General features: G+C 72.3%; 14 protein-coding genes. 4 read left to right on the plus strand and 10 right to left on the minus strand.

The features are described 5' to 3' along the window. Positions 1 to 83: 83 nt before the first annotated feature. From OVA30_RS03340 to sugE, 3 genes are all read left to right on the plus strand, one after another. Positions 84 to 5,402: an alpha-2-macroglobulin family protein gene (locus OVA30_RS03340; protein WP_268174606.1), complete on the plus strand. Its 5,319-nt coding sequence runs from the start codon at positions 84 to 86 to the stop codon at positions 5,400 to 5,402. A gap of 170 nt (positions 5,403 to 5,572) precedes the next feature. Beyond that, the gene (gene pbpC / locus OVA30_RS03345; protein WP_268177450.1) at positions 5,573 to 7,609 is read left to right on the plus strand and encodes a penicillin-binding protein 1C; all 2,037 of its coding nucleotides are present in this window, start codon (positions 5,573 to 5,575) and stop codon (positions 7,607 to 7,609) included. 138 nt (positions 7,610 to 7,747) lie between these two features. Further along, a complete protein-coding gene (sugE, locus tag OVA30_RS03350) occupies positions 7,748 to 8,068 on the plus strand; it encodes a quaternary ammonium compound efflux SMR transporter SugE (RefSeq protein WP_003607143.1) in 321 nt (106 codons plus the stop codon). A gap of 4 nt (positions 8,069 to 8,072) precedes the next feature. Here the strand turns inward: sugE and OVA30_RS03355 are convergent, their stop codons facing one another. From OVA30_RS03355 to OVA30_RS03365, 3 genes are read right to left on the minus strand one after another with little or no spacing between them, the layout of a single operon-like run. After that, positions 8,073 to 8,873 carry a helix-turn-helix transcriptional regulator gene (locus tag OVA30_RS03355; protein ID WP_253389108.1) on the minus strand — a complete coding sequence of 267 codons (801 nt, stop codon included), beginning with the start codon at positions 8,871 to 8,873 and terminating at the stop codon, positions 8,073 to 8,075. Positions 8,874 to 8,924: 51 nt separating this feature from the next. Next, positions 8,925 to 9,560, minus strand: coding sequence for a class GN sortase (locus OVA30_RS03360; RefSeq protein ID WP_268174607.1), 636 nt, complete (start codon positions 9,558 to 9,560; stop codon positions 8,925 to 8,927). Beyond that, positions 9,557 to 11,725, minus strand: coding sequence for a marine proteobacterial sortase target protein (locus tag OVA30_RS03365; protein ID WP_268174608.1), 2,169 nt, complete (start codon positions 11,723 to 11,725; stop codon positions 9,557 to 9,559). Before OVA30_RS03365 ends, OVA30_RS03360 begins: the two co-directional genes overlap by 4 nt. A 244-nt stretch (positions 11,726 to 11,969) precedes the next feature. Here OVA30_RS03365 and OVA30_RS03370 point away from each other — a divergent pair, with 244 nt between their 5' ends. Continuing rightward, positions 11,970 to 12,581, plus strand: a complete 612-nt coding sequence (locus OVA30_RS03370) for a histidine phosphatase family protein (RefSeq protein ID WP_056112173.1) — start codon at positions 11,970 to 11,972, stop codon at positions 12,579 to 12,581. Here the strand turns inward: OVA30_RS03370 and OVA30_RS03375 are convergent. The 7 genes from OVA30_RS03375 to ccmI all read right to left on the minus strand — a co-directional run bounded on the left by OVA30_RS03375 (position 12,572) and on the right by ccmI (position 19,958). Next, positions 12,572 to 13,303, minus strand: a complete 732-nt coding sequence (locus OVA30_RS03375; RefSeq protein WP_268174609.1) for a hypothetical protein — start codon at positions 13,301 to 13,303, stop codon at positions 12,572 to 12,574. The two genes, OVA30_RS03370 and OVA30_RS03375, sit on opposite strands and share 10 nt — an antisense overlap. Positions 13,304 to 13,365: 62 nt before the next feature. Continuing rightward, positions 13,366 to 14,379, minus strand: coding sequence for a nickel/cobalt transporter (locus OVA30_RS03380; protein WP_268174610.1), 1,014 nt, complete (start codon positions 14,377 to 14,379; stop codon positions 13,366 to 13,368). After that, positions 14,370 to 15,047, minus strand: coding sequence for a DUF1007 family protein (locus OVA30_RS03385; protein WP_265222707.1), 678 nt, complete (start codon positions 15,045 to 15,047; stop codon positions 14,370 to 14,372). Before OVA30_RS03385 ends, OVA30_RS03380 begins: the two co-directional genes overlap by 10 nt. A 114-nt stretch (positions 15,048 to 15,161) precedes the next feature. Then, complete coding sequence (locus OVA30_RS03390) at positions 15,162 to 15,623, minus strand: cytochrome c-type biogenesis protein (protein WP_268174611.1); 462 nt, start codon at positions 15,621 to 15,623, stop codon at positions 15,162 to 15,164. After that, complete coding sequence (locus OVA30_RS03395) at positions 15,620 to 17,620, minus strand: heme lyase CcmF/NrfE family subunit (RefSeq protein ID WP_268174612.1); 2,001 nt, start codon at positions 17,618 to 17,620, stop codon at positions 15,620 to 15,622. Before OVA30_RS03395 ends, OVA30_RS03390 begins: the two co-directional genes overlap by 4 nt. Before the next feature lie 46 nt (positions 17,621 to 17,666). Next, entirely contained in the window at positions 17,667 to 18,212 is a 546-nt protein-coding gene (ccmE, locus tag OVA30_RS03400; protein WP_268174613.1) for a cytochrome c maturation protein CcmE, read from the minus strand. A gap of 162 nt (positions 18,213 to 18,374) precedes the next feature. Continuing rightward, positions 18,375 to 19,958: a c-type cytochrome biogenesis protein CcmI gene (gene ccmI / locus OVA30_RS03405; RefSeq protein WP_268177451.1), complete on the minus strand. Its 1,584-nt coding sequence runs from the start codon at positions 19,956 to 19,958 to the stop codon at positions 18,375 to 18,377. Positions 19,959 to 19,986: the final 28 nt, after the last annotated feature.

A 19,986-nucleotide genomic window follows, 5' to 3' on the forward strand; every position in this document is an offset into this window, starting at 1 on the left:
GCGTTGCGGCCGGCGCGGCAAGTGATAGCGTGCCGGCCGCGGGCGCCCCTGCTTCGGGCGCACCGGTCGGAGGAGACGCGCGCATGTCCCAAGGCAAAAGTCTCGGGCACCTCGGTGCGACGTTGATCGGCGCGATGCTGCTCGGTGTTCCGGCCCTGGCCCAGGCTCCGCGTCCGGCCGCGCCCCCCACTGCGCCCCTGAGATCGGCGACCGCACCGGTCGCGAAGACCTTCGTGCGCGAGGCGCTGGCGAGTGCGGGCGTCCGGTTGGAGACCGCACTCAAGAGCGAAGCGCCCCCCGGCGCCAAGACCGCCGCGCAGTGGCGGCGCGAGGCGGAGGTCGCCGCCCAGAGCGAGGGCGGGGAGCCCGACGCCGAACTCAACGCCCGTGCCGCCGCCGTCGCGGCCGACCCGAACGATGTTCGAAATTGGCTCGACTACGCCAACGCGGCCATTGCCGCCGGCAACGACGAGGAGCGCGCCGACTATTCCGCCCGGTTCAAGCTGAAGGGCCGCGCGAGCGCCGCCGCCTATCAGGGCTATCTGCGCGCCAAAAACCCGGCGGACGAGGCCCGCGCCCTGGCCCGGCTCGGTGAGATCCAGGCGGCCCAGTCCGAGTGGCGGTCCGCTTTGGAAGCCTACCGCGCGAGCCTCGCGATCCGGGACGAGGCGCAGACCCGTGCCGCTTACGAGAAACTGCGCGAGGAGCACGGCTTCCGCATCCTCGACTACAAGGTCGATTCGGACGCCGCCGCGCCCCGGGTCTGCTTCACCTTCTCGGAAGGTCTCGTCCCGAAGACCGACTACGCGCCCTACATCACCGTCTCGGGTGCCGCCAACGCCGCCGTCACGGCGGAAGGCTCCCAGGTCTGCGTCGATGGGCTCAAACATTCCGAGCGCTACGCCTTCGTCGTGCGCCAGGGCCTGCCCTCTTCGGTCGGCGAGAATCTGCTGAAATCGGCCGATTACGAGGTCTACGTTCGCGACCGCTCGCCACAAGTGCGCTTCACCGGCCGCAACTACGTCCTGCCGCGCACCGGTCAGGCCGGCGTGCCGCTGGTCTCGGTCAACGCCGACAAGCTCGACGTCGAGGTGCTGCGCATCGGCGACCGCGGCCTGCTGCCCGCGCTCCGCTCGGAAGACTTCCTAAGCCAGCTCAGCGGCTCGACGGCCAAATCCATCGCCGACCAGAAGGGCCAGCGGGTCTGGAAGGGCACGCTCGACACCGCCAAGGCCGAGACCAACCGCGAGGCGGTGACCGCCTTCCCGGTGCTCCAGGCGGTCGGCAAGCTGGAGCCCGGCCTCTACCTGATGCTGGCCAAGCCCACCGGCACCACGGATTCGTCTGAGGACGAGTATGGCGGCTACGAGACCCAGGCGACTCAGTGGTTCGTCGTCTCCGATCTCGGTCTTACCGCCTTCAAGGGCCGCGACGGCGTCCACGTCTTCGCCCGCTCGCTCGCCAGCGCCAAGACCGTGTCCGGCGCCGAGATCCGCCTTGTTGCCCGCAACAACGATGTGCTCGCGACCGCCAAGACCGACGGCCAGGGCCACGCCGCCTTCCCCGCCGGCCTCGCCCGCGGCGAGGGCGGGCTGGCACCCGGCCTCGTGGTGGCGCAGGTCGGCGACGATTACGGCTTCCTCGATCTGGCGCTCGGCGCCTTCGATCTCTCCGACCGTGGGGTGAAGGGCCGCCCGGCCCCCGGCGGGGCCGAGGCCTACGTCTTCCCCGAGCGCGGCGTCTATCGCTCCGGCGAGACGGTCCAGCTCACCGCGCTTCTTCGCGACCCCCAGGGGGCGGCGGTGGCCGGCCTGCCGCTGACGCTGGTGGTGAAGCGGCCCGACGGCGTCGAGTATCGCCGCGCGGCTGTCGCCGACGAGGGCCTCGGCGGGCGCTCGCTCGCCCTGCCGCTGATGGCGGGCGCGATGCACGGCACGTGGCGGGTCTCGGCCTATACCGATCCGAAGGCGCCGCCGGTCGGCGAGGCGAGCTGGCTCGTCGAGGATTATGTGCCCGAGCGGCTGGAGGTGAGCCTCACCCCGAAGACGCCGAGCCTGACCCGCGGCGAGGCCGCGACCATCGATGTCGCCGCGCGCTACCTCTACGGCGCGCCGGGCACGGGGCTCGACGTCTCGGGCTCCGTCGCGGTTCAGGCGGCGGCCAATTCCGGCATCAAGGGATTGGAGGGCTTCTCCATCGGCCTCGACGACGAGGCGGTGGAGGCGACCACGGCCGAGATCGACGCCAAGGCCACCACCGACGCGCGGGGCCATGCCACCATCACCGTGCCGGTACAGGAAGTGGCCGCCCCCCGCGCGCTGGAAGCCAAGATCACCCTCGCCGTCGGCGAGCCGGGCGGCCGGGCGCTCAGCCGCAGCGTGACCCTGCCGATCCTGCCGGCCCAGCCGGTGCTGGCGATCCGCAAGAATTTTGGCGGCGATCTGGCCGAGAACGCGACCGCGACCTTCGACGTCGCCATGGCCGCGCCCGACGGCCGGCGCCTGACACAGGACGGCGTGACCTGGACGCTGTCGAAGGTGGATCGGACCTACCAATGGTACCGTGCCGACGGGCGCTGGAGCTTCGAGCCGGTCAAATCCAGCCGCCGCATCGCCGACGGGCGCGTGGCGATCGGGGCGGAGGCGCCCGCGCGCATCGCCGTGCCGGTGGGATTCGGCCAGTATCGCCTGGAGGCGAGCGTGCCGGGCCAGCCGCAGGCGGCGGCGAGCGTGTCCTTCACCGTCGGCTGGGGCGGCTCCGAGAGCGCCGATGTGCCCGATCTTCTCGACCTCACCCTCGACAAGGGCGCCTACGCGGCCGGCGAGCGGCTGCGCGCCCGGCTCGCGCCGAAATTCGCCGGCACGGCGACGCTCGCCATCGTCAGCGACCGGGTGCACGAGATCCGGGACGTGACGGTCGCGGAGGGCGGCACCAGTGTCGATATTCCGGTCAAGGCGGAATGGGGCGCGGGCGCCTACCTCGTCGCCACCGCCTACCGGCCGCTCGACCAGGCGGCCAAGCGCATGCCGGGCCGGGCGCTCGGCGTCGCTTGGTTCTCCGTCGATAAGGAGAAGCGCGGCCTCTCCGTCGCGATCGAGGCGCCGGAGAAGGTGCGCCCCCGCGGCACCCTCACCGTGCCGGTGAAGCTCGCCGGTCTCGCCGCTGGCGAGGAGGCGCGGGTGACGCTGGCGGCGGTCGATGTCGGCATCCTCAACCTGACCCGCTACGAAGCGCCGAACCCGTTCGGCTACTTCTTCGGCCAGAAGGCGCTCGGCCCCGAGATCCGCGATCTCTGGGGCTACCTGATCGACGGCATGCAGGGCACGCTCGGCGCGATCCGCTCCGGCGGCGACGGCGGCGCGGCGGAACTTGCCGACGCGCCTCCGACCCAGGCCCCGCTCGCGCTCTACTCCGGCGTGGTCACGGTCGGCGCCGACGGTACAGCGAAAATTCCGCTGGAGCTGCCCGCCTTCAACGGCACCGCCCGGCTGATGGCGACTGCCTGGACCAAGGCCAGGGTCGGCCAAGCCCAGACCGACGTGATCGTCCGCGATCCCGTCGTGCTCACCGGCACCCTGCCGCGCTTCCTCAATGTCGGCGACCGCTCGCGCTTCTTCGTCGCCCTCGACAATGTCGAGGGGGCGGCCGGCGACTACACCGTCGATCTCGACCTCACCGGTCCCGTCGTGGTGGCGGGCGAGGCGGTGCACTCCACCCTGCGCCTGGAGGCCGGCGCCAAGGGGCAGCTCGTGATCCCGATCACCGCCGCCGGCCCCGGAACGGCCCGGCTCGACCTGAGCCTCACCGGCCCCGGCATCCAGGGCAGCGCCGGCCAGTCCTTCGCGCTCGGAATCAATCCGGGCACCGGGGCGCTGGTCCGCCGCAATGTGCGCCCGCTGGAGCCCGGCGCCGGCCTCGACCTGACGCCGGACCTGCTCGCCGACATCCTGCCCGGCACCGGAGCGGTCTCGGTCTCGGCCAACCGCCTCAGCGGCATCGACGTCGCCGCGCTGCTGCAATCGCTCGACCGCTACCCCTATGGCTGCTCCGAGCAGATCGTCAGCCGGGCGATGCCGCTGCTCTACGTCAACGCGCTCGCGGCGACGGAAAAGCTCGGCCTCGACGGGAAACTCGACGAGCGGGTGCGCGGGGCAATCGAACGGGTGCTGGCGCGCCAGGATTCGAGCGGGGCCTTCGGCGCGTGGTCCACGGAGAATGCCGGCGACACGTGGTTGGCCGCCTACGTGACCGACTTCCTCACCCGCGCCCGCGAGCGGGGCTTTGCCGTGCCGCAGACCGCCTTCAACAGCGCGCTCGACCGCCTGCGCAACACGGTGGCCAACACCACCAATGTCGAGAATGGCGGCATGGATCTGGCCTACGCGGCCTACGTGCTCGCCCGCAACGGCCGGCCGGTGATGGGGGACCTGCGCTACCTCGCCGACACCAAGCTCAGCGATTTCGCCACCCCGCTCGGCCGCGGGCAGCTCGCCGCCGCGCTGGCCCTCCTCGGTGATCGCGGCCGGGCGCAAAAAGGCTTCGAGGCGGCGGTGCAGGCGCTCCAGGCCGAGCGCGACCGGGGCACCTATCGCGCCGATTATGGCTCGCGCCTGCGCGACGGCGCCGCCCTGCTGGCGCTCTCGGCCGAGGCTGGGTTTTCTCAAGCGACGCTGCAACCGGTCGCGGCCGTGCTCGGCCAGGAGCGGGCGGACGGTCGCTCGACCAGCACCCAGGAGAATGCCTGGATGGTGCTGGCGGCGCAGAGCCTCGCTAAGGAATCCGACACCCTCGCGCTCACCATCGACGGCAAGACCGAGACCGGACCGCTCTCGCGGCTCTACCGGGCCCCCGCCCTGGAGGCGCGGCCGGTGCGGATCGTCAATGCCGGCCGCGAGGCGGTGCTGGTCGCGATCGGTGTCCAGGGCAACCCGATCGCCCCGGAGCCGGCAGCCTCGCAGGGCTTCACGGTCGAGCGCAACGTCTACCGGCTCGACGGCAGCCCGGTGGATCTGGCCAAGCCGCTGCGCCAGAACGACCGCCTCGTCGTGGTGCTGAAGGTGACAGAGGCCAAGGCCAGCGCCGGGCGCCTGCTGCTGGTCGATCGCCTGCCCGCGGGGCTGGAGATCGATAACCCGAAGCTCCTCGACGCCGACGCGCTCTCAAGCCTCAGCTTCGCGAAGAGCGAGGTGGCCCCGGTCCATACCGAGTTCCGCGACGACCGGTTCGTGGCCGCCTACGACCGCACACCGGAGCAATCCGCCTTCTTCTCGGCGGCCTACACCGTGCGCGTGGTCTCGCCCGGCAGCTACGTGCATCCGGGCGCGAGCGTCGAGGATATGTACCGCCCCGAGCGGTTCGGGCGCACTGCGTTCGGATCGGTCGAGGTGACCGCGGCGAAGTAGGGCGATGATGCGCGACGCCGCCTCCCCCTCCCCCCTCTGCGGGGGAGAGTGGCCCGCGAAGCGGGTCGGGTGAGGGGAACGCCCTCTCCGGACACGTCGCCCCCTCTCCCGCCTGCTCCGCAGGCACCCTCCCCCGCAGAGGGAGGAGGGCTCTTCTCGCCCTCTTCGTCATCGTCGCGCTTCTGCTGGCGGGCGCCCTCTGGCGCTACGCCACGACCCTCCCGCCCCTCGACCTGACCCAGGCCTCGCTCCGCTCCACCGTCATCCTCGATCGGAAGGGACAGCTGCTGCGCCCCTTCGCCACCGCCGACGGGCGCTGGCGGCTGCCCGTCACCGCGGACGCGATCGATCCGCGATACTTCGCCATGCTCAAGGCCTACGAGGACCGCCGCTTCGACAGCCATCCCGGCCTGGATCCGGCGGCGACGCTGCGCGCCGCGTGGCAATGGCTCGCGCACGGTAAGATCGTGTCGGGCGGCTCGACGCTGTCGATGCAGGTGGCCCGCCTCGTCGAGCCGCGGGCCGAGCGCTCGCTTCCCGCAAAGCTCCGGCAGATGGTCCGCGCGGTCGAGCTGGAGCGTACACTCGGCAAATCGGGCGTGCTCGACCTCTATCTCGCGCTGGCCCCCTATGGCGGCCCGGTCGAGGGCGTGCGGGCGGCGAGTCTGGCCTATTTCGGTCGCGAGCCGGCCCGTCTGTCGTTTGCCGAGAGCGCGCTCCTCGTCGCCCTGCCGCAATCACCGGAGGCGCGCCGGCCCGACCGCTTCGCCGCCAATGCGCGGCGCGCCCGCGACCGGGTGCTCGACATCGCCGCCGAGCGCGGCGTGCTGACCGCCGCCGAGGCGCGCGCGGCCAAGGCCGAGCCGGTGCCGGGATTCCGAAAGCAGTTCCCGATGCTTGCCGCCCACGCCGCCGAGCAGGCCCACGCCGCCGACCCGGACGCGCGGGTGCAGCACCTAACGCTGGATGCCCGCCTTCAGGCGAGCCTCGAGGCGCTGGCGACCGAGCGCGCGGCGGCCGCCGGCCCGGCGCTCTCCGCCGCGATCCTCGCCATCGACAACCGTAGCGGCGCGGTGCTCGCCCATGTCGGCAGCGCCGGCTATCTTGATGCGGCCCGCGCCGGCGCCGTCGATGCCACGCAGGCGGTGCGCTCGCCGGGCTCGGCGCTCAAACCCTTCATCTACGCGCTCGCCTTCGAGGATGGGCTCGCCCACCCGGAAACGCTCCTCGACGACCGCCCGGCGCGCTTTGCCGCGAGCTACGCCCCGGAAAACTTCGACATGGGGTTTCGCGGCACGGTCACGGCGCGGGTCGCGCTCCAACAATCTCTCAACCTGCCCGCGGTCGATCTTCTGGATGCGGTCGGCGCCGCCCGCTTCGTCGCGCGGCTGCGGGGCGCCGGCGCGACGATCCTGCTACCGCGCGACACGGCGCCGGGCCTGCCCGTAGCGCTCGGCGGGCTCGGGATCACGCTCACTGACCTCGCCCGGCTCTATGCGGGTCTCGCACGCTCCGGCACCGTACCGGCGCTGGCCCGGCGCCTCGACGGGCCGCCGGCCGCACCCGAGCCGGAGCGGCGGGTCGCCGATTCGGTGGCCGCCTGGTACGTCGCCGATACCTTGCGCGGCGCCCCGCCGCCCGAGAACGCCCTGCCCGGCCGGATCAGCTTCAAGACCGGCACCTCCTACGGCTACCGCGACGCCTGGGCGGTGGGCTTCGATGCCCGCGTCACGATTGCCGTCTGGATCGGCCGCCCCGACGGCGCCTCGGTGCCGGGGCTGGTCGGGCGCAGCCACGCCGCCCCGATCCTGTTCGACGCCTTCGCCCGCTTCGGCGGCGAGCCGGAAGCCCTGCCCCGGCCCCGCGACGCCCTCGTCGCCACCACCGCCGCCCTGCCGCCGCCCCTGCGCCACATCCGCCGCGACGCCCCGAAAACCTTCGCGGCGACCCTCGGTGTGCCGCTCAAGATCGCCTACCCGCCGGACGGCGCACGGGTCGATCTCGGAATCAGCGAAGGCGCGCAGGCCCGCCTCGCCCTCAAGGCCTTGGGCGGCCAGCCGCCGCTGACCTGGATGGTCGATGGCCTGCCGGTGGCCGAGGCGATGCGCCGGCAATCGGAGTGGAGCCCGGAAGGCGCCGGTTTCGCCCGGATCTCGGTGATGGATGCGGCAGGTGCGAGCGACAGCGTAGTGGTGCGGCTGGAATAGCCCCTCGCCCGCCGCCGTGCGATGGCACACGTGACTCCGGTGCCTCAGACTTTAGCTCACCCCGCGCGAGGCAACGTCCTCTCCCCCATCAGGGCCGAAGTCCGGGACGGCCCGGCTCATGAACTGCATGAGGCTGCCGTGGCCTGGATCGTTCTCGTCTTCGCCGGTTTGCTGGAGGTCGTCTGGGCCTTCGCGATGAAGCAGTCGGAAGGGTTCTCCCGCCTCTGGCCGAGCGTCATCACCCTCGTCACCATGGGCTTAAGCTTCGCCTGCCTCGCCTGGGCGATGCGCAGCCTGCCGCTCGGCACCGCCTACACGATCTGGACCGGCATCGGCGCGGTGGGCGCCTTCATCGTCGGCATCGCGTTCCTCGGCGAGGCGATGAACGCCACCCGCATTCTGGCGGCGGTGCTCATCGTCAGCGGCCTCGTGCTGATGAAGCTGTCGAGCACCGCCTGACGGCTCAGGCCGTCCCCTCCCCGCAGCCGGGAAACACCGCGAACACATCCTCGCGCACCCGGTCGAGGAGGCGGCGGTAGGCCGGCTCGCAGGCCATGCCGGCGGTGATGCGCCCGTACTGCGCGCCCTCGGCCAGCGCCCCGCGCTCCGGCACCAGGGCGAGGGGGGTGGCCGCCGGGGTCAGCTGCGTGCCGCGGCCGGAGAACAGGGTCGTCAGGATGCCGAACATCTCGCCCTGGATCGTCGGGCGGCCGAGTACGGCGAGCCGGTACTGCCCCTGGAAGTTCGTGACGAGGTAGATCTGGCCCGATTGGTTCGGCACCGAGACGGTGCCGGATTGCGCGAACGGCGCGTCGAGCCGCTCGGCTTCACGGAAGACGAGACGGGCGCTGTCGGCGTCCCAGGCGATCTCGGTGCGGTAGGCGAAGATCGCCCCCGCCTGCCCGAAGGAGGGGCGGAGCGTTAGGTAGCGCCCGGTCAGGAAGGCCACCGCCTCGCGGGTATAGGAGCCGAACTCCTCCGGCGCGTGGCGGGCCTTTTCCGGGGCCGCCACCGGCAGCGCGGGGGCCTGCATCCTCAGGGGCAACCCCAACGCCTCCTCCAGGCGGATCGTGGTGGCCAGCGTGAAGGGCCGGCGGCCGGAGAGCGCCTTCTCAAGAGTCGAGATGCTGATGCGGGCGGCGTCCGCGAGCGCCTGCCGGGACATCCGGCGGCGGGCGAGGGCCTCGCGCACGGCGTCCGCGATGGCGCGGCTCTGCCCGGCGGGGAGTTCGGTCTCGGGGTGATCGGCCTCGATCAGCGACATCGCGTGCGGTTCCGGACGGATCCGCACAGAACCGCACAGAGGAGGGAAGCGTCAAGGCTCGGCGGTTTCGTCGAGCGCCGCCTCCACCAGCAACCGTTCCGGCCCCGGCGTCACCGCGTCGAGCGGCCAGCAGGTGGTAAGGACGAGGCGGCGGCCCGGCGCCTGCGGGTCGAGACCGGAGGCGTCCCAGCGCACGACCCGGCGCCCTGTGACACGGAAGCGGACGGTGACGCGATCGCGGCGCTCCACCGCGATCACGTCCCCGACCGCAACGCGGCCGAGACTGCGGAACTGCGTGTCGCGGTGGGCGGCATAGACCGCAATTCCCGGTTCGCCTGCCTCTGGCGTACCCTCGACATGGCCGGGCCCGAAGGCCAGCGCCTGCCCGCTCGAGCCGGCAAGCACCACGTAGCGCTCTTCGAGCCGGGGGAAGCCGATGCGGGCGACCGGCACCGTGTCGGCCCAGGGCCAGGGGCGGGCGGGCACGCCCTCGGCCAAGGTGCGGGCGAAGGCGCGCTCCAGAAGCACCTGGGCCAGAGCCGCCTTGGCCGGAATCCAGGCCGCCTGCGCCAGCAGAACCAAACCGGCCGCGGCGAGCAGGAAGGCCGGCAAGGGGACCGGAAGAGCCGCGAAGCCCCTCCGACCCGAGCGCCGCGATGCGGTGCCCTGTTGTGCGATCCCGCTCACGCTGCGAGCCGGCCGCGGGAGAGGACGAGACCGAGGGCCAGCAGCAGCGCTCCGAGCCATGCGCGGATCTCGAAATCCGTGGCGGTCTGCGGCAGCGCCACGGCTTGCGCGGCAGCGATCTGCGTGGCCGGGGCCGCGGCGCGGCGCTGGCGCGGCGGCGGGGGAAGCTGCGGCGCCTCATCCTGCGTGCCGAACACCGTCTCGAAGTCCCAGCCGGCCGGCAGATTGAGCGGCAGCTCGGTGCTGGCGAGTCGCATCCCGGCCGGCCGGCGCGGGGTGGCGTCCACCGCCACCAGCGAGGTCAGCCGCGTCGTCAGCCCGTAGTCGAGCGCCAGCCGCAGGATCGCCGCGTCGGCCGCCTCCGCCGTGAGCCCGCTGGTCAGCCGCGCGGTCTCGGCCTCTGCGATCTTCGCCCGCGCCCAGAGCTTGCCGATGCCGGTCCCGTCCTGCGCCGCATCGAGGTGCAGCTGCGTCTGCCAGGGTTGTCCGCCGATGCGGCCGGAGAGGGTCAGGGTGCCGCGGGCCTGCCCCATCCGGGCCGAGAGGGTGAGCGGCTCGCCGCGGTAGAGGTCGGGCAGGCGAGCCGGCGTCACGTCGATGCCGGGCTCGGAGAAGGTCGCGGTCAGGTCGGTGACGGCGGGGCTTTCCAGCTTCACCAACAGGGCGCGCATCCGCTCGGTCACCTGATCGGGCGTGTCGATCTGGGTGAAGCTGCCCTGCCCAAGTTCGGCGGCGTGGCGCATCAGGTAGCCGTTCGGGGCCGAGCCGATGCCGACCATGAACAGCCGCGAGCGCCCGCGCTCCGTCGTGATGGCCGAGAAGATCTGCGCCTCGTTGCCGATGGCGCCGTCGGTGAGGAACACGACCTGACGCAGACGCCCCGTCTCCTCCGGCGTCGCGTCCCGCAGGGCGGCCTGGAGTGGCGCCAGCATCTCCGTGCCGCCGCTCGCTTGGAGCCCCGCCACGAAGCTTTTGGCGCGCATCAGATGGCCCGCGTCGGCGGGCACCAGATCGGGAAACAGCGTGTCGAAGCTGTGATCGAAGCGGATCACGTTGAAGCGGTCGCCCGCGCCCAGCCGGTCGAGGCCGATGAGCAGGCTCGCCTTAGCCTGCCGCATCGAGGCGCCGCCCATGGAGCCGGAATTGTCGATGACGAACACCACGTCGCGGGGCACGGGCGAGGCCGGGCTGGCGGTTTCCGGCGGGGTCACCACGGCGAGCACCGCCTCAGCCCCCGCCACCCGCTCGCGGAACAAGCCGACCGAGGGTGCCTCGCCGGGGGCCGCATTCCAGGTCAGCTCGAAGTCGCGGTCGGCGGCGGCGGCGCCGTCGGCAAGCGTGATGCGGCGCTCGCTCGCGGACAGCTCCTCGATACGGACCGCATGGGTGGCGCTGCGCACCTGGCCCAGGGTGAAGCCGGCCTTGAGATCGATGGTGAGCGTCAGCGGGTTGCTCGGCGCGTGACGGGCCGAGTCGAGTACCGGGGCCGCGATCGTTTCGCGATCCGGGACGGGATCGGCGGCGCCCCGCTCGACGATGGCCATCACCGCCGGGGGAGCGGGGCTGTAGCGCGGGGCGGCAACGGTCGGCAGGCGCAAGGCATAGGTGCCGGCGGAGGACCGCACGGGCTGCTGGTATTCGATCTGCACCAGCACGGTCTCGCCAGGGCCGATATTGGCGACCGCGTTGGTGAACAGGTTGGGCCGCTGCTGCTCGGTGAGCGCGGCGGCCTTGCCCTCGGCCTTTGCCGCCTCGTAGACGCGCCGCGCCGCCGCGCGCTCGCGGATGTCGGCGACGATGACCCGGTCGCCGACCACGAGCTTCATCGTATCGACCGCCGCATCCTCCGGCAGCGGGAACAGGTAGGTACCCTCGACCCACTCGCTCGTCGTGTTGCGGAAGGCCTGGGTGACCGTCGCCCGTGCGGTCGGGCCGCTCACGGTGATCGCGGCGTCCGCCTTGAGGCGGGGCGCCTCGACGGGCGTGCCGCCGTCGAAGCGCAGCAGCAGCGTGCCGCTGCCGTCCTGAGCGCGAGCGGGCGTGATGCCGGCAATGAGGGCGAGCAGGAGGGCGATCAGCGGCCCGAGCAGCAAGTTGCGCGTCAGGCCCGGAGCCGGGTGCGCGAGCGGTGATCGGGGATGCGGGGAGTGGGGAAGCGAGAGCATGGGAGCCTCCATCGGCGGATGCCGGCCCGGTGGCCGGTTCCTGCTAAGGCTCCTCCAGCGGACGCTGCGCCGCCACGGGACGCTTCGCCAACCTTCGGCCCCGCTCCGCACCCGGGCGGCCCGCGATGTCCGGAAAGCGGCGCCATTGCCCGCTTATGGTGACGCTTCGTCCGGATCGGTGCGGAGATCGGGCGCGGCGTCACGGCCCGCTTCCCGCGGCGCGCGAACCGCCTACATCGGGGCGATGTCCCGCTCGACCCCGCCTTCCACCACCCGCATCGTCTGCATCCGCCACGGCGAATCGACGTTCAACGCGCATCACGAGGCGACGGGGCGCGACCCCGGCCATATCGATGCGCGCCTGTCCGAGCGCGGCCACGCCCAGGTCGCTGCGGCCCGCGCGGCTCTGCGCGCGATTCCCTTCGAACTCGTCGTCACCTCGCCGCTGACCCGGGCGCTTCAGACCACTGCCGGGATCTTCTCCGATCACCCGGCGCGGCCGGATGTGCTGGTCGAGGTGCTCCACCGTGAATGCCAGGAGAGCAGTTGCGACATCGGCCGGGCGGCCTCGGTGCTGGCGCAGGAATTTCCGGCCTTCCAAGTCGGCCATCTTCCCGAGACGTGGTGGTACGCGGACGGCGAGGCCGGGCCCGACGGCTGGCATGTCGAGCCGCGGACGCTGTTCGACCAACGCGTCTCGGGGTTTCGCGACTGGCTGCGGGCGCGGCCGGAGCGGACCATTGGGGTCGTCGGCCACTGCACCTTCTTCTACCATCTGACCGGGCGCTGGCTCGCCAACTGCGAGGCGCTCGACGTCGACCTCACGGCGGAGCCGCGCCCGCGCGCCTATGGCTGAACTTTTGCCCGCGCCGCTTCCAGGCGTTCGCGGGCGGAGGGCAGGTCGATCTCCGGGGCCTGCCGGCCGATCCGAAGCGCCGCGTCGAGGAGGCCGAGCGCGATCGGCCACGTCCCATCCGCGAAGGGCGCTGCCCCCTCGGCCACCTCGGCGGCGCTGCGCGGGTCGTCGAAGGCGCGCAAAGCCGCCGTGGCGGTGCGCGACACGGCGGAGGCGCGGGCGCCCGCGATCCAGGCATGGCGGCCGGCGGCGGCGTGGGACAGCGCGCCGCCCTGCATCTCGGCGGCACGGAGCGCAACCCTGGCCGCCCCCGCGTCGGAGGCCGTCTCGCAGCGTGCGGCGAGCGCCGGCAATCCGGCGGCGTCGAGCAGCGGCGGCAGGATGCGGCGGGCGCTCTCGAGCGCGAGGAAGGCGGTGCGGGCGGCTTCGACCGCGGGCGCATCCACCGAGCCGGAAAGCCGCAGCACGAACGCCATCAATCCCTGCCGCTCGGCCTCCGGCATGGCGTCGTTGAGGCCGAGCGCGTAGGCCGCCAACGGGCGCGAGAAGCAGGGCGGACAATCCTCACTCGCGGTGATCGCCCGGTAGGGCAGCCCCGCCGCGACCATCGCCGCCTCGTTGATGCAGGTGCCCCCGTCCGGTCCGGGGAAAGCGTGGGAGCCCTTCAAGAGCCGCCAGTTGAGGAGGGGCGCGAAGGCGTCGAGGGCGTGGTGTTCGCTCAAGCAGGGCTCCTCCCGATCCGAGAGAAGCTTGCACAGCTTCGAGGGACTTGGCGAGAGGGCGTTTAGCCACCCAAGCCGGTCGCCAATCCCGACAGCATGGCAAGCCCGAGCACCAGCACGAAGGCGCCGGCCAGCAATTCGAGCCCGCCGACCGCCAGCGCGCCGGCCTGCCCGCGCCCGCCCGCGAGGCGCAACGCCAGGGCCTTGGCGAACACCGCGAGGCTCGCGAGCGCCCCGGTGGTGAGTGCAGTGCCGAGCGCCATGGCGAAGGTCGCGGCGATGCCGGCGGCGAGCAGGCCTTGCGCGGCGCAGAACACGAGGATCAGCACCGCCCCGGCGCAGGGACGCGAGCCGGCGGCGAGCACCACGCCCGCCCGCTCGCGCCAGCCGCCGAGCCGGTCGAGGGCGGCGGCATCGGTCAGGTGGGTATGGCCGCAGCCGGGACCGCACGCCTCGGGCGGCGCGTCGGTGGCAAGGCCGGCAAGCCGCCCCGCCTTGCGCCACGTCACCGCGGCGCCGAGCCCCGCCACGAGGGCAAAGCTCACGGTCTCGATCAGGGTGCCGGCCCGCGTCATGCCCGCGGCGGTCGTGTTGAGGACGAGGACGCCGACCAGCACGATGGCGATGGCCACGAGAGCCTGGAGCAGGGCCGCCGCGGCGCTCAGGGCGAAGCCGCGCCGCAGCGTACGCTCGCCGGCCACGATGTAGCCGGCGATCACCGCCTTGCCGTGGCCGGGCCCGGCGGCGTGGAACACGCCGTAGGCGAAGCCCATCACGATGAGCGGCATCCAGGGGCCGCCCGCCTTCAAGGCCGACACGGCAGCCCGAAGCTGGCTCGAAAAGTTGGATTGGACCGTGAGCAGCCAGCCGCCGAGTCCGGTCGTCGCGGGCGCGGCCTCGCGAAAACCGATGCCGAAGGGCGAGCGCGGCGGCGGCGCGGCAACGGGGCCGAGCGCCCAGGCGATGCCGCTAAGGAGACCGGCGGCCGCCAGCACCGCCCCGGCGGCGAACGCCAGCCGCAGCGGCCACCGGCCGGCCGCCACGCCCGCGGGGCGCAGGGTCGCGGTCAGGGACATGCGACGATGGCCCGGTTGGCGAATTGCTCGCCGTAATTCGAGGCGGCGGTCAGCGCCTCGAACATCGCCTCGGTCATCGACTGTCCGGCCGAAGCCACCGTGGGTTCGGTGTTCTTCGCCCGCGTCACCGTCATGCTGCAGCCAGGGGCGGCGCCGGCGAGGCGCAGCGCGTCGGCGCCCTCGGCGAGGCTGAAGGCGATGAAGTAGGTCGGGTCGTAGACCTCGACCGCCGCGACGCCCTTGCCCTGGGCGGCGGGGGTCTTCAGCGGCAGCAGGAAGCTCAAGGTGAGCTTGCCGCCCTCCATGGCCATGCGCGCCTCCTGCGGCTCGGCGAAGGCCTGCTCCTTGCCGGCCACCTTGAGCTTCGTGAAGTAGGCGAACTCGGCGAGGTTGCCGGCATGCTCCTTGGCCGAGCCCTGAAGTTCCTCGGGCGAGACCTTGCCGTCGCCGTTGGCGTCCAACCCCTGCGTCAGGAAGGCGGTGTATTCGGGGTCGAAGGTCCAGGCATGGCGGATGCCGGTGACGCGGCCCGCCTCGTAGGCGAGTTCGGCCTTGGCTGTGATCCAGACATGGGGGTGGGCCCAGGCCGGGCTCACGGTCGCAAGGCCGGCAACGAGGCCGAGCGCGGCGGCAAGGACGCGAGGTCTGAGAGAGGCGGCGATCGGCATGGCGCTCGGGGGAGGCTCGCGGCAGGTCGGGGCGGTGACGACGATGCGCCGGACCCTGCCCGTCCGATCGGGCGAAAGCAGGGCGCCGGGGCGCCTCTGCCAATCCCGGTGAGCTTACGGCCGCTTGAGCAGCGCCTCGACTTCGGCTTCCTCCGCCTTGGACAGACCCGCGACCCGCGTCGGCGGGCGGCGGCGCGACAGGCGCCAGATGCCGAAGGCGCCGAGACCCACCGCGAGCAGAGGGCTCAGCCAAAGCAACAGCGTGTGCCAGCCGAAGACCGGGCGCAGCAGCACGAATTCGCCGTAGCGGGCCACGACGTAATCGATGACCTGACCGTTGCTGTCGCCCTCTTTGAGCCGCTCGCGCACCAGTACGCGTAGATCCTTGGCGAGCGGCGCGTCAGAATCGTCGATCGACTGGTTCTGGCAGACAAGGCAGCGCAGGCCTTCCGAGATGTGCCGTGCCCGCGCCTCCATGGCGGGGTCCTTCAGCACCTCGTTCGGCTGCACCGCAAGGGCAGGGAGTGCGGCGAGGCTTAAGCCGAGCGCGGCGATCGTGGAGCGAAAGCGGCTCATTCGGCGGGCACCGCGGAGGGCGGCAGCTTGGCGCGCGCCTTGACCGGGGCGCCGACACGCATGCGCCGGTCGGTGAGGGAGAGGCCGCCGCCGGCCGCCATGATGAGCGAACCGATCCAGATCAGCAGCACCAGCGGCTTGTAGTAGAGCCGCATGCCGATCGAGCCGTCGGGCATCACCTCGCCGAGGCTGGCGTAGATCTGGCTGACGCCGACCGTCTTCAGGCCGGACTCCGTCACCGTCATCCGGCGGGAGGGATAGAAGCGCTTGCCGGTCTCGGCGGTGCCGACATAGTCGCCCGCGCGGTTGCGCAGCGTCAGGAAGGCAGTGGTCTCCTCGTAGTTCTCACCCTTGGTCGGGCCGATGCGGTCGAGGGTGGCGACATAGGGGCCGGAGGCGACCTGACCGCCCGGCCGGATCGTCGCGAGCCCTTCCGTGGCCCAGCCTTGCCCGGCGATGCCGAGCACGACGACGCCGACGCCGGCATGGGCCAGAGCCGTGCCCCAGGCCGAGCGCGGCAGGCCGATCGCCCGGCGCCACGTCGTGCCGAAATCACGCGTCCGGTTGTGGCCGTAGCCGCGGGCGCGCGCCCAGATCTCGAGGACGGAGCCGATGATGAGGTAGGCGCCGAAGCCGAGGCCGACGGGCGCCATCACCGGGCCGCCCCAGGCCCAAGCCGCCGCGCCGAGGGCGACGACGAGGGCCACCGCGAAGGCCGCCAGCAGGCGCTGCGCGGCGGCCGCGGCATCGCCCCGCTTCCACGCGAGCGCCTGCCCGAACGGCACGATCACGAGGAGCGGCAGCGCCAGGGGAATGAAGGTCCAGTTGAAGAAGGGCGGGCCGACCGAGATCTTTTCGCCCGTCAGCATCTCCAGCAGCAGCGGATAGAGCGTGCCGACGAAGACGGTGGCGCAGGCCGCGACCAGGAACAGGTTGTTCATCACCAGCGCGCCCTCGCGGGAGATCGGCGCGAACAGGCCGCCCTGACGCAAGCTCGGCGCCCGCCACGCGAACAGGCTCAGCGCGCCGCCGATGAAGAGCGCGAGGATCGCGAGGATGAACACGCCGCGGCTCGGATCGGAGGCGAAGCTGTGCACCGAGGTGAGCAGGCCGGAGCGGACGATGAAGGTGCCGACCAGCGAGAGCGAGAAGGTGAGGATGGCGAGCAGGACCGTCCAGACCTTGAGCGCGTCGCGCTTCTCCATGACGACGATGGAGTGCAGCAGCGCCGTGCCGGCGATCCAGGGCATCAGCGAGGCATTCTCGACCGGGTCCCAGAACCACCAGCCGCCCCAGCCGAGTTCGTAATAGGCCCAGTACGAACCCATCGCGATGCCGAGCGTCAGGAAGCTCCAGGCGATCAGGGCCCAGGGCCGCACCGCCCGCGCCCAGACGGCATCGATGCGCCCCTCGATCAGGGCGGCGACGGCGAAGGCGAAGGTGACGGAGAAGCCGACATAGCCGAGGTAGAGCAGCGGCGGATGGATCGCGAGGCCGAAATCCTGCAGCAGCGGGTTGAGATCGTTGCCCTCCAGCGGCGCCGGCGCGACGCGGGCGAACGGGTTCGAGGTCGTGATGATGAACAGCACGAACACGAAGGTGACGCTCGCCTGCACCATCAGCGTGTTGGTGCGCAGCACCGGCGGCACGGAGGTCTTGGCGGTGGCGACCCAGGCGCCGAACAAAGCGAGGATGAGCACCCAGAGGAGCATCGAGCCCTCATGGTTCCCCCACACGCCGGAAATCTTGTAGATCAGGGGCTTAGCGGTGTGCGAGTTCTCGACGACGTTCTGGACCGAGAAGTCCGACGTCATGTGCGCGTAGGTCAGCGCGCAGAAGGCGAACAGGATGCAGGCGAAGGTGCCGAGCGCGGCGGGCCCCGCCACCTCGCGCAAAGCCGCGTCGCCCGAGCGGGCGGCCCAGGCGGGCATCACCGCCTGCACCAGGGAGAGCGCCAGCGCGAGCGCCAAAGCGTAATGGCCAATCTCGACGATCACCGGCAGTCCCCTCGCGCGGTTTCGGTCCGGACGGTCATGGAATCTTTCACCGCTCGCTACGCTGGCCCAGGGTGGCATCGGCCGTTTCCGGCTTCGCCCCATCCTTCGGAGCCGCCTTAGAGGCGTCCTTGGGCACGTCCTTGGGGGCTTCCTTGCCCCCGCCTTCCTGCCAGCGCCCCTGCGCCTTGAGCGCGTCGGCGACCTCGCGGGGCATGTAGTTCTCGTCATGCTTGGCGAGCACCGTATCGGCCCGGAACACGCCGCCGACATCGAGCGTGCCCTCGGCGACGATGCCCTGGCCCTCGCGGAACAGGTCGGGCAGGAGGCCGCGATACTGCACCGGCACCGTGGCGTTGGTGTCGGTGACCGCGAATTCGACGTGCTGGTCGGGCCCTCGCTTCACCGAGCCGTCCTTGACCAGGCCACCGAGGCGGAAGCGGGTGCCGGGCGAGACGCCCTGCGCCGCCACCTCCGCGGGGGAGCGGAAGAACACGATCGAGCCGCTCATCGCCGACAGGATCAGCCCGAGCGCCAGCGCCAGCACGGCGCCGCAGGCGGCGATGAGGATCAGGCGGCGGCTCTTGCGGGTCAAAACGGTTCCGTCCCGGTTCGTCGGCTTCTTCTCGTTCCTTCAGGCTGGCGAAGGCCTGACGGCGGTGCGACGTCTGCTGAGGATCAAGAGACGGGTTTCGGCCCGCCCGCCCGCGGGGTCAAGGTTGAACGGGCGGGACCGATTGTCAGGGGCCGCCTTCCGCTACGGCTGAGCGGGCGTCAGACCGAGTTCCTTGCCGAGCGCGTCGAGGCGTTCGACCGCTTTCGGGTTGGCGGCGAGCGCCATCCTGGCCCGGTCGAGGGCTTGGGCTGCGGCGGCCCGGTCGCCGATCACACCGTAGGAGCGCACGAGCCGCATCCACTCGTCGGCGCTGCCGCCCTTGGCGGCGAGCCGCCGGTCGAGGCTGGCGACCATGCCGCGGATCGCCGCCTCCCGCTCGGCCGGCGGCATCGCCCGGATCGCATTGGCGGCCGTGTCGGGCTCGGCCGCATTCCGCTCACCGGGCTTTTCGCTGTTCTCTGCCTTCGGCGGTGGCGTCCCGGCCCCGGCAAGGCCGAGTTCGTGGGCCTGCGCATCGAAACGCGCCTGGGCTTCCTTATCGTCGGGAAACGCCTTTCGCCCGCGCTCCAACGCGTCGAGCGCCTTGTCGCGCTCGCCGAGCACCGCGTGGGAGCGCACGAGGCGCAGCCACTCGTCGGCGCTGCCGCCCTGCTTGGCCAAGCGCCGTTCCAGCCCTTCGACCATGCCGCGGATCGCGTCGATCCGCTCGGAGGGCGGCAGGGCCTGGATGTTGCTGCCCGGCCCGGCCACCGGCGCCTCGGACATCGCCCCATCCTTGGCCCCGTCCTTGGCGCCGTCCTTGGCTCGATCCCGAGCGCCCTCCCCGGCCTCCCCTTCGGCCTTCGGCGCGGCCATGGTCTCGCCCTTCAGCCGGGCGAGGTTGTCGCGCACTGTCGGCAGCCAGGGCGCATCCGCGGGGGCGGAGGCCGCCATCGCCTCCAGCCGCCGCACGGCGCCGGCCACGTCGCCGGACTGCTCGTCGCCGCGGGCGAGATAGAACTGGGGCTTGGCCGCCTTCGGATCGGCGGTGAGCGCCCGGCCCAGCACCTTGCGCGCCTCCGGCGAGACGGTGCCGTCGGCCGCCGCCACCAGGGCCTCGCCCCAATCCGACAGCGCCTGGGCGTCCTCGCCCTTGAGGCGCACGAGCGCCGCGTAGGCACGGGCCGCGTCGTCGAACCGCCCGAGCCGCATATAGACCGGCCCGAGCACGCTCCAGCCGCGAACGTCGTCGGGGTGGTTGGCGAGCCGCGCCTCGATCTGGCCGATGGCGGTCATCAGATCCTGCGCGCCGGCCCGCGTCGCCTTGCGGTCGGCGTCGGTCTGCGACGGGAGATTCGGAGAGCCGTAGAGGCCGTAGACGACGAGCGCGACCAGCGGGATCGTGGACAGCGCGAAGGCGGAAGCCGCCCGGCGCTGGCGCAGATGCGGCTCGGCGATCGGCGCGGCGCCCGCCCCGTCCGCCCGCTCCTCGCGGCTCGCCCGCAGCAACCGTCGCGCGGCCTCGGCGCGCGCGGCCTCGGCCTCCGCCGGGGCGATGAGGCCACGACCAAGATCGCGCTCGATCTCGGCGAGTTGGTCCTCGTAGAAGCCGGTTTCGGTGGCGAGCCCGTCGCCGCCCTCCGCCTCCGGACCGACTCCTTGCCGGCGGCGGCGCGACATCGGCCAAAGCAGCGCGAACACGGCTGCGCCGGTCATGGCCGCCAGGATGAACCAGATCGCCGTCATCAGACCCAAAGTTTTTAAGCTCGGCCCC

This window comes from Methylorubrum sp. SL192, assembly GCF_026672325.1.
Classification (GTDB): domain Bacteria; phylum Pseudomonadota; class Alphaproteobacteria; order Rhizobiales; family Beijerinckiaceae; genus Methylobacterium; species Methylobacterium extorquens.